Source organism: Neorhizobium populisoli (genome assembly GCF_019430945.1).
Classification (GTDB): Bacteria; Pseudomonadota; Alphaproteobacteria; order Rhizobiales; family Rhizobiaceae; genus Neorhizobium; species Neorhizobium populisoli.
The window spans coordinates 96576-112025 of sequence record NZ_JAHYCB010000002.1 but is presented as its reverse complement, the minus strand read 5'-3'; the positions used below and the strand labels follow the sequence as shown (position 1 = coordinate 112025).

17 protein-coding genes are annotated in these 15450 nt (G+C 58.8%); all 17 read right to left on the bottom strand.

Annotated elements, in window-relative coordinates:
* Window positions 1-36: 36 nt before the first annotated feature.
* Window positions 37-1197 carry a carbohydrate ABC transporter permease gene (locus KX729_RS04830; RefSeq protein WP_219741315.1) on the bottom strand — a complete coding sequence of 387 codons (1161 nt, stop codon included), beginning with the start codon at window positions 1195-1197 and terminating at the stop codon, window positions 37-39.
* A gap of 1 nt (window position 1198) precedes the next feature.
* Window positions 1199-2212 (bottom strand): carbohydrate ABC transporter permease, encoded by a 1014-nt coding sequence (locus tag KX729_RS04825; RefSeq protein WP_219741314.1) that lies wholly within the window; start codon window positions 2210-2212, stop codon window positions 1199-1201.
* Between the two features lie 204 nt (window positions 2213-2416).
* Complete coding sequence (locus KX729_RS04820) at window positions 2417-3778, bottom strand: ABC transporter substrate-binding protein (RefSeq protein WP_219741313.1); 1362 nt, start codon at window positions 3776-3778, stop codon at window positions 2417-2419.
* Window positions 3779-3914: 136 nt separating this feature from the next.
* Entirely contained in the window at window positions 3915-4814 is a 900-nt protein-coding gene (gene folD / locus KX729_RS04815; RefSeq protein WP_219741312.1) for a bifunctional methylenetetrahydrofolate dehydrogenase/methenyltetrahydrofolate cyclohydrolase FolD, read from the bottom strand.
* Between the two features lie 115 nt (window positions 4815-4929).
* Window positions 4930-6624, bottom strand: coding sequence for a GumC domain-containing protein (locus KX729_RS04810; RefSeq protein WP_219741311.1), 1695 nt, complete (start codon window positions 6622-6624; stop codon window positions 4930-4932).
* A 184-nt stretch (window positions 6625-6808) separates the two neighbouring features.
* Window positions 6809-7453, bottom strand: coding sequence for a hypothetical protein (locus KX729_RS04805; protein ID WP_219741310.1), 645 nt, complete (start codon window positions 7451-7453; stop codon window positions 6809-6811).
* Window positions 7454-7626: 173 nt separating this feature from the next.
* Window positions 7627-8169 carry a hypothetical protein gene (locus KX729_RS04800; protein WP_219741309.1) on the bottom strand — a complete coding sequence of 181 codons (543 nt, stop codon included), beginning with the start codon at window positions 8167-8169 and terminating at the stop codon, window positions 7627-7629.
* The gene (locus KX729_RS04795; protein ID WP_219741835.1) at window positions 8169-8534 is read right to left on the bottom strand and encodes a hypothetical protein; all 366 of its coding nucleotides are present in this window, start codon (window positions 8532-8534) and stop codon (window positions 8169-8171) included. The genes KX729_RS04800 and KX729_RS04795 overlap by 1 nt, the downstream gene beginning before the upstream one ends.
* Before the next feature lie 25 nt (window positions 8535-8559).
* Window positions 8560-9105: a rod-binding protein gene (locus KX729_RS04790; protein ID WP_219741308.1), complete on the bottom strand. Its 546-nt coding sequence runs from the start codon at window positions 9103-9105 to the stop codon at window positions 8560-8562.
* Window positions 9106-9286: 181 nt separating this feature from the next.
* A complete protein-coding gene (locus KX729_RS04785; RefSeq protein WP_219741307.1) occupies window positions 9287-9688 on the bottom strand; it encodes a hypothetical protein in 402 nt (133 codons plus the stop codon).
* A gap of 9 nt (window positions 9689-9697) precedes the next feature.
* Complete coding sequence (gene fliR / locus KX729_RS04780) at window positions 9698-10450, bottom strand: flagellar biosynthetic protein FliR (RefSeq protein WP_219741306.1); 753 nt, start codon at window positions 10448-10450, stop codon at window positions 9698-9700.
* 74 nt (window positions 10451-10524) lie between these two features.
* Window positions 10525-12612 (bottom strand): flagellar biosynthesis protein FlhA, encoded by a 2088-nt coding sequence (gene flhA, locus KX729_RS04775; RefSeq protein ID WP_219741305.1) that lies wholly within the window; start codon window positions 12610-12612, stop codon window positions 10525-10527.
* A gap of 136 nt (window positions 12613-12748) precedes the next feature.
* Window positions 12749-13015 (bottom strand): flagellar biosynthesis protein FliQ, encoded by a 267-nt coding sequence (fliQ, locus tag KX729_RS04770; protein WP_219741304.1) that lies wholly within the window; start codon window positions 13013-13015, stop codon window positions 12749-12751.
* Between the two features lie 34 nt (window positions 13016-13049).
* Window positions 13050-13523 (bottom strand): flagellar hook assembly protein FlgD, encoded by a 474-nt coding sequence (gene flgD, locus KX729_RS04765; protein WP_219741303.1) that lies wholly within the window; start codon window positions 13521-13523, stop codon window positions 13050-13052.
* The gene (gene flbT, locus KX729_RS04760) at window positions 13514-13963 is read right to left on the bottom strand and encodes a flagellar biosynthesis repressor FlbT (RefSeq protein WP_219741302.1); all 450 of its coding nucleotides are present in this window, start codon (window positions 13961-13963) and stop codon (window positions 13514-13516) included. Before flbT ends, flgD begins: the two co-directional genes overlap by 10 nt.
* The gene (gene flaF / locus KX729_RS04755) at window positions 13960-14307 is read right to left on the bottom strand and encodes a flagellar biosynthesis regulator FlaF (protein WP_219741301.1); all 348 of its coding nucleotides are present in this window, start codon (window positions 14305-14307) and stop codon (window positions 13960-13962) included. The genes flbT and flaF overlap by 4 nt, the downstream gene beginning before the upstream one ends.
* Before the next feature lie 34 nt (window positions 14308-14341).
* Complete coding sequence (locus KX729_RS04750; RefSeq protein ID WP_219741300.1) at window positions 14342-15448, bottom strand: flagellar hook-associated family protein; 1107 nt, start codon at window positions 15446-15448, stop codon at window positions 14342-14344.
* Between the last annotated feature and the right edge of the window lie 2 nt (window positions 15449-15450).

Sequence of the window (15450 nt, the reverse complement as noted above, 5' to 3'; positions counted from 1 at the left end):
CAATATCCCGTCGTTTTCGAGTGTGATCCGTTGCGCTCAGCCGCCCTTGACGGAGCCGGCCAGCAGTCCACGAACCAGATATCTTTGCAGGCCAAAAAAGACCAGAAGCGGTACGATGATGGTGATGAACGCCGAGGCCGTGAGGATTTCCCAGTTGCCGCCGCGCGAGCCCAGAAGCGCGTTCAGGCTGCCGGTCAGGACGAGCTGATCCTTGGCGGTGCCGAGGAAAACGATCGCCACCAGCAGGTCATTCCAGACCCAGAGGAACTGGAAGATAGAGAAAGAGGCCAAAGCCGGGAAGGATAGCGGCAGGACGATCTTCATGAAGATTTCGAAATCGCTGGCACCATCGACGCGGGCGGATTCGATGATCTCCTTCGGCAGGCCGGCGATGTAGTTGCGCAGCAGATAGATGGCGAGCGGCATGCCGAAGGCGGTATGCGCCAGCCAGATGCCAGCATAGGTCTTCGACGGCACGCCAAAGAGATTGCCGACCTCGTTATAAAGTTTGAGCAGCGGGATCAGCGACATCTGTAGCGGCACGACGATCAGGCCGACCACGACGGCGATAATCAATGCGCGGCCGGGAAACTCCATCCAGGAAAGAGCATAGGCTGCAAAGGCGGCGATCAGGATCGGGATGATCGTCGCGGGGATCGCCACCGTCAGCGAATTGATGAAGGACTGGCCGATGCCCTCGGCGTTCAGGACAGTGTTGTAGTTTGCCGTCGTAAAGCTCGGCGGGCTGGCGACCGCGAGATAGATGCGGCGACCCTGATCGCCGGTGAAGGGTGCGTTCTTGGTATAACGATAGCTGCCGTCCTCGTTGATCTGCAGCATTTCGCCATTGCGGATATCGGCATTGGTGCCGGCTGCGAATTCAGAAGGTGCAGCGACGCGGCTGCCGAAGGCTTTGACCGTACCGCTTTTGCCCGGCTCAAAAACGGAGCCGGTGATGACATAGTTGGAACCTTCCTGCTTGGCGGTGGAAGGTGCACCCAGGCGACCTTGCGTGGTTTGGGTCGAACTGCTGAAGGCGGTCCACCAGCCGGAAGCGACAATCTGATCCTTTTCGCGGATCGAGGTGACGAGGATGCCGAGCGTCGGGATCAGCCAGATGATGCAGATCAGCAGAACCGATGCATGCACGAAAAGGCGAGGAAGGCCGATGCGGCGGAGATTGACGACTGCGCTCATCTCAATGACCTCCCGTTTCGCGGTTCGCCTGGCGGATGTTCCAGACCATGATCGGCGTGACGGCCGCCATGATGATCAGTGCTATGACCGCACTTCGGCCGCTATCGCCGCCACCGCGGAACATCCAGTCGAACATCAGGTTTGCCAGAACCATCGTGTTCCACTGGCCGTTGGTCATGGTCAGGACGATATCGAAGACTTTGAGGACAAGGATGGTGATCGTCGTCCAGACGACGGCGATCGTGCCCCAGATCTGCGGCACCATGATCTTCCAGAAGATCTGCCAGCCGTTTGCGCCGTCGATGACCGCCGCCTCGATCGTCTCTTCCGGAATGCCGCGTAGTGCAGCCGAGAGGATGACCATGGCAAAACCCGTCTGGATCCAGATGAGGATGATCATCAGGAAGAAATTGTTCCAGAGCGGCAGCGAGATCCATACCTGCGGGTTGCCGCCGAGCCAGGTGACGATGGAGTTCAACAAGCCGATCTGCGTTTCGGTGCCGCCGCGATATTCGTAGATGAACTTCCAGATGACAGAAGCGCCGACGAAGGAGATCGCCATCGGCATGAAGACCAGGCTCTTGGCAATATTGCCCCACCAGATACGGTCGGTCAGCACGGCAATGACGAGGCCGAAGAAGGTGCAAGCCGCCGGCACGACGGCGAGCCAGAGGATATTGTTGAAGATCGACTGGCGGAACTGCGCATCCTGAACGGCCCAGGCGTAGTTTGAAAGGCCGACGAAATTGGTCCCTGAGCGATCGTAGAAGGAGAGGATGAACGTCGCGACGACCGGATAAACGAGGTAGACGACGAGTAGAAGAAGTGCGGGACCCAGGAAGAGCCAGGGGCGGACGACAGCGCGACGGTTGAGGTTGCGCGAAGCCGTGCGGACATTGTCGTCCGGCACGGGGAAAACGAGCTGGAGGGTCTTGTCCGACAGCCAATAGTACAAGGCACAGGCGAATACCCCGGCCACCATGACCCCAATGGCTGTGGCGATTTGAGTTACCATGCTCCCCTCCTCCATTCACCGTTCTATGCGGATCTTGTTTTATCTGCTTTCAATGGTCGTGGCGCGCCCCTCATCCGGCTGCCGCCACCTTCTCCCCGCCCGCGGGGAGAAGGTGATATGCCGCACCGGCTCCCCAATCTCAGGCGTCGCATTGGGCACGTCCCCTCTCCCCGTGTGCGGGGAGAGGGTTAGGGTGAGGGGCAGCTACTTCAGCCCATCCCAAGCCTTCTGAATGGCCGTTCCGACCGTCTTCCCATCCTTGCCGCCGACGAAATCGATCATGCCGGTCCAGAAGGCGCCGGCGCCGATCTTGCCGGGCATCAGGTCGGAACCGTCGAAACGGAAGGTCGTGGCGGTAATCAGCAACTCGCCTTCCTTGCGCAGCGTGTCGTTGCCATAGGCTTCCGGCTTCACGCCCTTGAACGGCGTCAGGAAGCCGGATTGAGCCATCCAGACTTCATGAGCGATCGGCGTTTTCAGGAATTCGACAAAGGCTTTGGCGGCCGGGCTATCCTTGGTGATCGCCACCAGCGTACCGGCGCCGAGCACCGGCTTGCCGAGATCGGCCTTGGAGGCATAGGTCGGCATGTAGAAGAAGTCTGCGTCCTTGCCGAGCTGCTTGCCCTCCGGGAAGAAGGACGGGATGAACGATGCCTGATGATGCAGGTAGCATTTCGGCGGAATGTCGAAGAGACCCTTCGGGCTGTCGCGGAAGTCGGTCGAGGAGACCGCTGCCACGCCGCCGCTGACATATTCCGCCTTCTTGGCGAACTTGCCGAATTCCTCGATGGCGCCAACCACGGCCGGATCGTCGAACTTGATCTGATTGCTCACCCATTTGTCATAGACCTCCGGCTTCTGGGTGCGGAGCATCATGTCTTCCACCCAGTCAGTTGCCGGCCAGCCCGTGGCGCCGCCGGAGCCGAGGCCGATGCACCACGGAACACCACCGTCAGCGACGATCTGATCGCTGAGCTTGAACAGGTCCTCCATGGTCTTCGGCACTTCGTAGCCGGCTTCCTCGAAGTTTTCTGGCACGTACCAGACCAGCGATTTCACGTCGGCCTTGTAGGGGAAGGCGTAGAAAGCGTCCTTGCCGTCCTTGCCCTTATAGGTGCCGTAACCGATCCAGCTGTCGCCGGCGCCGTAATTGTCCTTGATCCACTTGGCGTTCTGGTCACCCAGCGGCACCAGGAACCCTTTGCTCGCGAGGTCGGCGAGCAGGCCGGGCTGCGGCAGGATGGCGATGTTCGGTGGCGAACCCGCGGACGTGTCGATGACGATCTGCTGTTCGTAGTTTTCGGAGGACGAATACTTTGCGTCGATACCGGTCGCGGCCTTGAAATAGGCGAGCACGCTGGTGAAAAGTGCCTCATCCTCACCCCGCCAGGGGCCGAAGATTGTCAGTGGCTGGCCCTTCAGGCTGGCATTGGCAGCCTTGAAGTCTTCGTAGCTCTTCCAGTTGAAACGAGAATCCTGGCCCGGAGGAAATTTCAACTCCTGAGCGACCGCACCGCCGGCGACAAGAGCCGCAAGAGCCGTGCCGATCCAAAATGATGCCTTCATGAAATTATCCTCCCATTGCCCCGGCTTACTACCCTGCCGGGAGTTCCAGTTCATGGGAGAGATTTAACGCGCTACCGGAGGAGTCAACCCCTCCGGCTGCGACGTGGAACAAATGAAAAAATCCGTCCGGAAAAGATCAAAATTTCGGAGCGGTTTTGCCGGCCGTGCGATAGGCAGCGATCACGGTGTTAGCCATCAGCATGGCGATGGTCATCGGGCCGACGCCGCCAGGAACCGGAGTGATGGCGCCCGCGACTTCAGCAGCTTCCGCATAAGCGACGTCGCCGACGAGGCGGCTCTTGCCCTCGCCCTTGTCTGGCGCCGGAACACGGTTGATGCCGACATCAATCACGGTCGCGCCGGGCTTTACCCAATCGGCCTTGACCATCTGCGGACGGCCAACGGCTGCGACAAGGATATCGGCATTGCCGCAGACGCCGGCGAGATCCTTGGTCTTGGAATGCGCCATGGTGACGGTCGCATTGGCAGCGAGCAGAAGCAGGCCCATCGGCTTGCCGAACAGGTTCGAGCGGCCGATAACGACGGCGTTGAGGCCGGACAGGTCTTCGCCGTGTATACGCTTGACCAGCAGCATGGAGCCCGCCGGGGTGCAGGAGATAAGACCGGTCGACAGGTCGCCGGTGGCGATCTTGCCGGCGTTGACGACGTGCAGGCCATCGACATCCTTTTCAGGCGAGACGGAGAGGATGACCGGCTCGGCATTCAGATGTTTCGGCAGGGGAAGCTGAACGAGGATGCCGTGCACTGCCGGATCGGCATTTAGCTCGGCCACAAGCTTTTCAAGCGCTTCCTGGGAGGTTTCTTCCGGCAAGCTGTGCTGGATCGAGTTGAAACCGCACTGCTTGGCCATCTTGCTTTTGGAATTCACATAGGCGTGGCTGGCCGGATCATTGCCGACGATGACGACCGCGAGGCCGGGCTTGACGCCAGTTGCCTTCTCCAGGGAGCCGGTCGCTTCAGTTACCGCAGCGATCACGGATGCTGCCGCTTCTTTCCCATCGATCACTGTCGCCACGCGAACCTCCCGCTTCAAAAACGCCGCTCATGTATACATAAGGCAGACTGAGCTTATTACCAACGGCTATGCTGGTCGCCGGGGGCAAAAGCAAGCGGATTCGATGTCGCAGCTCTTAACGTCGGCCGCTGCTACGGCTAGCGGAATAGGTTTCGACGCGCTCGCGCAATTCCGCCATGTTGCGGCGCAGTTCGCGAAGCTCTTCAGCCTTGTGAAGCTCCTCTTCGGAAATCCGCGGCGCGGCATATTCCGGGAACTGGCTGACGCGGCCGGACAGGACCGCTGCAACCAGCGGCGGAAGATCATCACTTTCAGCAGGTCGGCGGTTCGCCATCAGCATATCGCGGATATGGTCACCGAACGGAGTGTCGTTTGCGGGAGCCGGATGGCGATTGCGGACCTGCTCCTGCCGATAGTCTTTCGGCGGAACATAAGCGGGCTCGCTGTGGGCCGGTTCACGATAGACAGGTTCCTGATATTGTGGCTCCAGCCGTTCGTCGGTGTCGTCCGCTTCATCGAGCAGATCGACCTGCCAATGAGCGTCGATCGCTTCCGGTTCGGCAGCGAGTTCCGCATCTTCGGCTTCTGCTGCCACCTTCCGGCGGGTCAGGAAGGTAAGAGCCCCACCGAGGCAGAAGCCGATCAACGCGCCGCCGGCGCAGATTTCGAGAACGGACGGCCCTAGCCGCGCGGCATCCTCGACGGTCGCCGCGGCAAGAACCTTCACCTGCGGCGCCGATTTGCCGGTATCGGCCTCGGCACGATGCAGAGCTTCCAGATAGTTACGACGCGCTTCATCGACCGCAGCTTCCAGGTTTGACAGGCGTGCAGCCGCGTCAACGATTTCCTTGTCGTCGGGACGTTTCACCTGTTTTGCCTTCAGGTCGGCGAGACGCTTTGCGGCGGCGCTTTCCTGCTGCCGCAACGACGATACGAGCTGCTTCAGGGCGGTCTGGATATCGCTGCGAATATCATCGACAGCTGCCTGCGCGGCCTGGAGACGCGGATGACGCGGGCCAAGATTGCCGGTCAACTGATCAAGCGCGAGCTTGGCTTCCACATGCCGCTGACGCTCATAGTCCAGACCCGTATATTCAAGGCTGTCAGGAAGCGGCCTGCTCAGCACGTCCTCCAGCTTCATCGCCGCCGCCTGCTGCACTTTCTGCTTCAGGTCGGCGAGTTCGGCCTGGGCCTGCTGCAGATCGTCGGCGCGCTGCTGCCCCTCGCCTTCGGCGCGGCGCATCTCAGCAAGCTTCTGTTCATCGGTCTCGCCAACGAAGCCCGACAAGGCGGCACTGGCGCGGTCGAGCGTCTGGCGCAGCTTTTCCACCAACGGCTGAGAAGTCTTGGCGCCGGACGCCGCGATCTCATCACGGAACGTGCCGCCCAGCATATTGGCGATACGCACTGCCTCGGTGGCCTCGTCGGCTGTTACCGCAATCGATACCTGGCCACTTGGTCGGTCATAAGAGACGGCGATCGCCTGGGCCAGGCGCTCGCGAAGGCGGTTTTCCGCCTGTGAAACCGTCATTTCCTGACCGGAAACGATGTCGGAGACGATCCGGACCGCGCTCGGGCGATCGACGGCAAACTCGCTGGCATTGGTGAGGTTCAACGCATGGATCAGGTTGTCGAGATTGGCCTTCGAACGAAGTGCGCCGGCCGCTTCATTGATCGCTGCATCGGTTGCGGCCTCGACCTTCAGGCGGCTGGCAGCGGTGAATCTCTGAGGCACGGAGTCGGTGAAAAGCAGCGGTAACGCGCCGCAGAACAGGGTTAAGGCGCCGATCTTCACGGCAGCAGCGCGCATCCCCGCGAACCGGGAGACTGACGGTTCCGCTGCGGGTTCGATCGCCCGGTCTTCGTCGATTTGCACCGATTGATACATGGCCGATTGATACATGGAATGACCGCTGTAACTGACGCTGCCGCCTTTCGGGCGGTCCGTTAATTAAGACAGTCTAAATTTCTATGGCAAAGAAAGCGTTAACGCCTCAGGCGAAAGACGGAAGACTGTGCGAATGCTGGCGTCGCACAGCCTGCATATCGAGCTTGCGGCGAGCAAATTTCGACAGTCCGTCGCCTGCCATCACCACCATTCCGGTGCGGATAACGGCCAGATGCCTTTCGACGCGCCGCTCTGCGGCAAGACTTGCAGCGTCGACAATCACCACGTCGAAGCGGCGCGAAACATCCTGATCCGGTGGGATGACGACCAGTTCGTGCCATGGCGCATGCCGGGCAAAGTGCTCGCGAAGAGCCTCAAGCCGCCCCATATCCTCACCGGCAATCCCGATGATGCAGCGGCGTTCCAGATAGGTCAGCAATGCCGGCACGAAAGTCTCGGCGGAATATCGCAAGCCGGCATAACGCTTCTTGAGGGCCTTCGCGACGAACCCGAAGGCACGTCCACCGGACGGCAGAAGGAGCCTGCGATCGAGCTGATGATGATAGGAGAGATCCAGCATCTGGCGAAGCGAGGCACGCTCATCAAGAAATGACAGCGTCGTGCGGTTGCCGCGGAGCGAGATCAGGCCTTCGACCAGACCCAACGCGGCATTCCATCCGAGATCGCAGACACGCAGGCCGAACAGGGTTCGGGGCGTTTCCGATACCAGGAACTCTCCGGATGCGTTCATCGATGCGCTCCACCTAGAAGACGAATTTCATCTTCTCTAACAGGGCGCTCTGAAACCGGCTTTAAACCAATCGCTAAAATTCGAGCGATCCGTTCTTATCCGGGATTCAACCCGGTTCTGGTACGAAAAAGGCCCGCACGGGGCGGGCTTCAATCGGCGCTGTCAGGCTGGGATCAATGGCCCGATGATTTCGGCGCTTCTTCAATTTTTACGCCTTCGACAATCTTCTGTCCCGGATTGGGGTTCTTATTGCCGCGCGAGGCGTTGTTGCGGATGTCTTCCTTCGAAAGATAATCCAGCTGCTCGACCAGAACCTCGGCAACGAGCCCGTCGCCCAGTTTCTTGTTCAGGCTGTCCTTGATGTTCGAGCGGAATTTCTCGAGATCGAACGCACCCGGCTTGCTGAGATCGACCATCTTGTTGCCGATCAGCAGCGTGAAGAGCTCATCGGTCGTCAGCTCCGTCATCGGCAGCTTGAGGCCCTTGATCTTTTCCTTGTCCATCATGAACGATACACGGCCAAGGAAATATCCGGAGATAGCGCCATTGGAGATAACCGGAATGGTGATCGATTCACCACGCACCAGCTCCTCCATCTCCTTCTTCTTGGTTGCCGGATCAACCGGTGGGGCAGGCTTGTTGATCTGCACGGAAGCATAAACCGCCCCGAGCGTGATCACGCAAACCCAAAGACCTGTCAGAAGGAGCTTAATCATCAGGCTTCGCCGTAGGTGAACTGTTCCTGGGTGTAGGTACCGTCGCCATCAGCTTCGCGAGCCGCGCTCTTCAGAAGGTCGGCAACGGCCCGGACGGCATGCAGATGTGCTTCGACCCGGCGGGCGTTCAGGGCCAGCTTGTTCTTCAGGCCATGCATCTGGTCGATGTAACCGAGCGCCAGTTCCTTCGGATCGGTGCCGCGGAACAGCATGGTGAGTTCATAGAGGCAGCGGCTCTTGTGAGCGTTCGAGACCTTGAGGTCGAATTCCGGATCGCGACCGATCCGCTGATTTTCGTTGTCGATTATCATCTCCAGCCGGCCAAGTACGGTCTTGATGCGATAATCGTTCGAAACAACTTCCATATGCTCTACCCCAGTCTGAATCATATCAGGCCTCATTCTTCTTGCCGACGCCAAGCACCTGGCGCTGGAAATCGGTAATCATGCTCACCGCACGGCTGCGATCGTCGTCATTGGTGGTCGGATTGACGTTGTTTTCGGCACGGCGCACGGCCTGCGAATACATCTGCTCGGCAATGCCGACGCCGCCCTTCTTGGACATTTCGTCAGCGATCTTCTCCGACATCATGCTCTTCCAGAATTCACCGGCAGAGCCCTTGCCGTAAACATCCTCAGATTCCTTCGGCATCATGGAGTTGACGAAGGTCGAGAGAATGGAGGCCTCGAACTTGCGATATTCGTCCGGCATCTCGGCGGCTTTGCCGGCCGGCTCCGGATTGCCGAGGCCTGCGCGGGTCGCGGGCATGTCGATGACGTTCATCGCGGCACCGAAGCCCTTGCCGTTTTCTGCCAGGCTGGTGGCGGCAAACGCCGCCTTGTGCGCCTTCAGCTTTGCCTGCGCCTCTTGGACAGCCGTGGGGTCCGCAGCGCGGACGACATCCATGACCAAATCGCTCGGAGGTGAAATCGCCACGTCAGATCCTTTCATGACGGCCGTATGCCCGTGCGAACAGGCGCGGCACACAGCAACAGATTGAGATGGCACATGACCCATCCCAAGCTCGATTCGAGCCCGTGGGTCAGTGCGATGGCAGGACTATGACTTTCGAAGCTTGCTGGAGGCTGGCGCGTTCATTTCAAACCGCGCATGAAGCTTATTTGATCATCTGCGACGCGAGCGTGATCTCGATCAGCTCGTAGATGGAATTGTCGGCAGCCTCACGGTCCTCGTGATCGCGGGCTTCCTTCATGTTCTCTTCCAGCCGGTCGGCTTTTGTGCGTTCCTTGAGAACCTTCATTTCCTGAATCTGCTGGACGCCCGCGAGCTGCTTTTCCTTGGTCGTCAGGCGACCGAAGCGTTCGGCATATTGCTGCGCGAACTGCCGGTGGACAGGATCCATGGAGCCGATCGCGACGATCGTCTCTTCCATCGACTGGTTGACTTCGGCGCGGTAGCGGGTCGTGGCCGCCAGCTCGTTCTCCGACATTCTCTCGATATGCCGTTGCACCGCCACGAGGCGCTTCAGCTTGTCGGACCGCTTGACTGGGCTTGCCATGATCGGCTCCTAAAACGAGGTAAAGATCGGCATGAACCCATCCACATACTGACGGATAAGCGCGGCGATCGAGAGGTAAAGAAGGAAAATCCCGCCGACGAGCAGGAACGGCGTCGAGATGAAATAGACCGGTATCTGCGGCGCAAGCTTGTTGACCAGGCCAACCGCGACGTTGAACATCAGGCCATAGATCAGAAACGGGCTCGCGAGCCGCAACATGATCATGGTCGAGGCACGCAGCGTGTCGGTCAGCGTGATCAGCATCTTCTGAGAATCGATAATCCCGCCGACCGGCGTCGCTGTGTAGGAATCGACCAGAGCCTTGAAGACGACGTGATGGAAATCCATCATGAACAGCATCAGCAGACCGCTCAGCGTCAAGAGGTTGATCATCTGGTTGTCGTTGGTGTCTTCGATGACGTCATGGCCGCCTGGAGCCGTAAAACCGATCGACATCGTCAAAACCGTGCCGGCAAACTGCAGGCTCAGTGTGTAGAGCCGGGCGATCAGCCCGTAGACGACACCGATCAGGCTTTCCGTAAAGATCAGCGCCACATAGACCGAACCCGGCCCGGAAACCTTCGGATAAATCGAATCCCAGAGCACCGGCAGGATGGCCATCGATACCGCCACTGCGGTGAAGAGCCTGATCTGCATTGGGATGCGGGCGCTGCCGAAACCCGGCATAACCATAATGCACCCGCCCATCCGGCAAAACGCCAGGAAAAGTGCGAGAATGGTCCCCTGCGGGTCGGTCAGCATGAAAGAATCGTCCTTTGCGGACAGGATAGATTGCTTCGGGGCCGAATGAAATCACTCGACCCCGATATGCACACTTACGAAATCGCGCCGAGAATCTTGATCTCGAGCCCCTTTGCCAGTTCCACATGCGAGAGAACCGGCAGCGTCGCAAACAGACGCTCGATGATCATTCGGACATAGGAGCGCGTTTCCGGCGAGGTGACCAGCACGAACGGCAGGCCGCGGTCCATGAATTCGCGAATAACCTTGGTCGCCTGTTCGCTGAATTCTTCCAGCGTGCGCGGGTCGATGTCGAATTCGATGACTTCGCCCTTGTTGTCGCGCTTGAGAGCCTGGTGGAACAGCATGTCCCACTTGTTGCCAAGGCGAAGAACGCGCAACACACCGTTGTCGGCCAAGTCGCCGCAGAGCTGCTGCGACATGCGGACACGGACGTGTTCGACGATCTGTTCGGTCTTGCGGACATGCGGGGCGAGTTCTGCGACCGCTTCCAGGATAAGGTGCAGGTTGCGGATCGAGACGCGCTCCGCCAGAAGCAATTTCAGCACCGCCTGCAGGCCCGAATAGGACATGTGCGACGAGCAGATTTCGTCCGCCAGCTTCTTGTATTCCGGATCGAGGCGCTCGATTAGGATCTTGACGTCCTTATAGGAAAGAAGCTGCGGCAGGTTGTTGCGGATGACTTCCGACAGGTGCGTCAGCACGACCGAGACGTTGTCGATCGGGTGGAAGCCTTCGCGCTTGAGGTCTTCGGCGAAGGTTTCGAGGATCGAGACGGCCGGCATGCCGAACGCGGGTTCGCGAATTTCGTCGCCGGGAATGCTCGGCTTGCGGCCAGAGCCGGTGACGACGAGAACGTCGCCCACACGCAGCGTATTCGACGCAATCGTCGTGCCGTGGATGCGGATGCCGTAGGACTTTTCCGGAATGGAGATGTCGTCGGAAACCTTGATTTCCGGCACGACGAAACCGTACTGCGTCGCGAACTTCTTGCGCATCTTGCCGACGCGGAAGGCGAGTTCCTGATGCTGGCCGAGCAGACGGGTCGAGACCTGCTTGCCGAGTGCCAGTTCGATTTCGGAGGTCTTGAGGACCGACTTGACCGAATCCTTCTCGGCTTCCTTGGTCTGGACGACCTTCTTTTCCTCGTCTTCGCGACGGATTTTGTTCTCTGCCTCAATCCGGCGCGGAATGGCCCAGGCACCGAAACCCAGCAGGCCAGCGAGCGTCATGAACGGCAGGAAAGGCAGGCCCGGGATGATCGAAAGCAGGCCCATCAGGCCGGCGGACGTCCAGAGTGCGCGCGGGTAACCACCAAGCTGATCGAGAACGGCCTTGTCGGTCGAACCGGACGTACCGCCGCGGGTGACAAGCAAGCCGGCTGCGAGCGAAACGATAAGAGCCGGAATCTGCGAAACGATACCGTCACCGACTGACAGCTTGACGAAGACGTCGGCCGCTTCGCCGATCGGCATGCCGTGGCGGAAATAACCGATGATGATGCCGCCGAAGACGTTGATGGCGGTGATGATCAGGCCGGCGATCGCGTCGCCGCGGACGAACTTGGACGCACCGTCCATCGCACCGAAGAAGGAGCTTTCCTCTTCGAGTTCGGAACGGCGGCGTTGCGCTTCCTTCTCGTCGATGATGCCGGCGGACAGATCGGCGTCGATCGACATCTGCTTGCCGGGGATGGCATCGAGGGTGAAGCGCGCGCCGACTTCCGCGATACGCGTCGCACCCTTGGTGATGACGATGAAGTTGACCGTGATCAGGATCATGAAGACGATCACACCGATCACGAAGTCGCCGGACATCACAAGGCCGGCAAAGCCCTGAATGACGTTACCGGCTGCGCCGTGACCCTCGTTGCCGTGAGACAGAATCACACGCGTTGTCGCGATGTTGAGCGACAATCGCACCATCGTGACAATGAGGAGAACCGTCGGGAAGGACGAGAAATCGAGCGGCCGCTGAATCCACAATGCGACCATCAGGATCAAGACCGACAAGGCGATGGAAATCGCCAGACCGATATCGATCAGGAACGGTGGGATCGGCAGGAACAGGATACAGAGGATTGCAACGATGCCAAGGGCGAAGCCGACATCGCGGCCCTGCGGACTGGCCTTCGGGACAGATATTGAAGGTGGTTGCGCCATAGCTTTTCCGTCTCTTCATGAGATGGGGCAAGAGGTTTTCCTGCCAGTTCAACACCCTGACTAAAGGGCGAAGCTTGCGCGAAGGTGGGGAAGGCGAAAAAGCGAAGCGGGCGACAATCAGTTCCAAGCCTGGCGGCTAGAAACCTGATTGCACCCGCGAAAAGACCAGATTGGCGAAAAGATTGATCTGGCCGCCGATAAACGGCGCCGTAATGCCGATCGTGATCATGATGCACACGATTTTCGGCACGAAGGTCAGGGTCATTTCCTGGATCTGCGTCAGTGCCTGGATGAAGGCGATAATGACGCCGACGGCCATGGCCACCATGACCGCGGGACCAGAGGCGACCAGGATGGTCCAGATCGCCGCCTGCATAAGGTCGAGGGCATCGGCTTCATTCATTGCGCCGGCTCCTTCTTTCAATGGTATTTCGGCATCATGCCGAGGAATCGTCCCCGCCGCTGGTATCGTCTTTCGGAGGCGTGCTGGAAGGCGCCTGATTCGAGAGAATGATTCCCGGCTGAACCAGAACCTTATCGCCTTTTTCAGTGATGGCGACAACACCGTCGGAATAGACTTCCACCTGTTTGACGAGGCCCGTGACCTTGTCGTCGGCGCTGGTGATGTACTTGCCGATCATGTCGGAAGCCTGCGAGAACGACTGCGCCTGGATGAGCGACGACAGGTTCGAGTTCATCTTCACCGACTGTTCGACCTGCGAGAAGGTCGCCAGCTGGCCAATCTGCTCGCTGGCATCCATCGGATCCGTCGGATCCTGATACTTCATCTGGGCGATGAGCAACTGCAGGAAGTTGTTGTAGTTGAGCGTCGACGAAGTGGCATCCGCCGAGGCGGCCTTGCCGTTGGCGGACGCATAGGGATTGTTGTTGTTGATTGCGTCTACCGCCACGGTGCAATCTCCTTGCGGATGCGCTCGACGGTCGCCGGCGCGATTTCCTGATTGTTGAGGATGCGGTCTTCGGCCGGGTAGAGCGCGCGGATCGCCTTCAGGGCGTCGAAGGCGCGACCCGAAGCCACCATTCCATCGACACGCTTGAGTTCGGCCAGGATATCGTCGTCGTGGAAGCAGCTCAGCAGCATGGCCACCGACTTGCGGAACAGTGCCATCGACTGATCCTTGCCTTCCGGATTGATGAGCATCATCTGGGCGATGAAGTAGAGCTGCCGAAGCGGCGTCGTCGCATCTTCCGGCTGGAGAACGTGGTTTTCCAGAAGGAACGTGACGTCGTTGAGGAATTCCAGCGCAACCTTGCGATCAACGCGCAACACCGCGCCGTTGATGAAGATCCGCTCGCCGGATTTCAGAGAGATGCGAAGCGTACTTTTCATTTAAGTCCATCCCTGATGATGGTGGTCACGTCGATAATGCCCTGGAAATTGTTCGATTCACGTTTTCTGATCTTCTCGCATTCCTTCAAAATCCAGATAGCGATCGAAATCAGGTCCGCACGCAGTTCACCAGCCAACTCGTTGTCCGGTTGACGCAAGTCTTCGACGAAGCGAATCCAGACGCGCCGTGTATAAAACAGAGCTTCAACCGTAGTTCGGGTATAAGTGCCCTCGTCGCGAGCGACGCCAAGAAGCTCTATCGAGCGATCAAGGGCCTGCCGTTCACGATCCTTGGCGTTTGCGACGCCATCTTCCATGATCTCGGCATATGAAAATTGGTACATTCATGTATCCTCTTCACGAGCCTACCTTTAATCATCAAAGGTAGTTGGCTAGGCTCAACTGCTGTATCTTTGCCGTTACGGTGTATGCGGTCTCGAGAAGCGTCTTCATCGTGTTCAGCCGGGTCGCCGCCTCTTCGGGGTCGACGTTCTCCATGCTGCCGAGACTCTTCGTCAGAATATCCTTTTGCGCCTCCAACCTTTCCTCAGCCTTGGAGACACGTTCGGAAGCGATACCAACATTAGTCCGCTGTTGGTTAATACTGTCTACACCGTTCATCGCCTTGCTGATGGCAGTCCGGGTGCGCTCCGCTACGATATCGCGTGCTTCCTGCTTGGCAGTCGGCTGCAGCAGCTCATAGGAAACGATCGAAGCGAAGGCAAAGTTGCGCATTCCCTGGCTGTTCGAATTCGTCGAGCTGTCGATCACTTCAGTCGGGCCGATGCGCGACTTCATGTTCTCGTCGCTGGCGCTGGAGAAATAGCTGGTCCAGAGATCTTTGCCGGCCATCGCCGCCGGGTGAGGAGGAGCAGTCAACGGAGTGGTTCCGTTGAATTTCTTCTCAAGATCATCAAGGAACTGGCCCATATCGCCAGCGGTCATCTGATCTTTGCTGGCGTAACCCTTGACGGTCACTACGTAATAATTGAGTTCGGTATCGAAGGCAGCTTTCGCAGGCGAGCCCGGCGCAAAATAATCCTGCAGCGGCTTCACGTCAGAATTGATGCCGGCGAAAATGTACTCGCCCTGTACCGAGGTGTTGGCAAACTGTGTGAAGGATTCCAGAGCGTCCTTCATTGCCGAACGCGCCGTCGCAAGATTGGTTGCGTCCGAGGATGTACCAAGTGTCAACATCGCGCTCTGGATGTCCAGGCCGACCTTGTTCATGTTATCCATCGCCAGTTCAGCGCTATCAAGTCGCTGGGTGGCGAGAGCGGCGGTGCTGTGCAGGGACTCGATGCGCGTGATATCGCGGGACAGATCGAGCGCACGGGCAGTACTTGCGCCGAGCGTCACGCCGAGATCGGCGTGCTTTTGAGTGACGGCCTCCTGGTTGGCCTTCACCATCTCGCGCTGCACGCCTGCGATCGAATTTCGCATCGTGGTTTGTACCGACAATGTGGAAATGAAAGAGGTCTTCATGA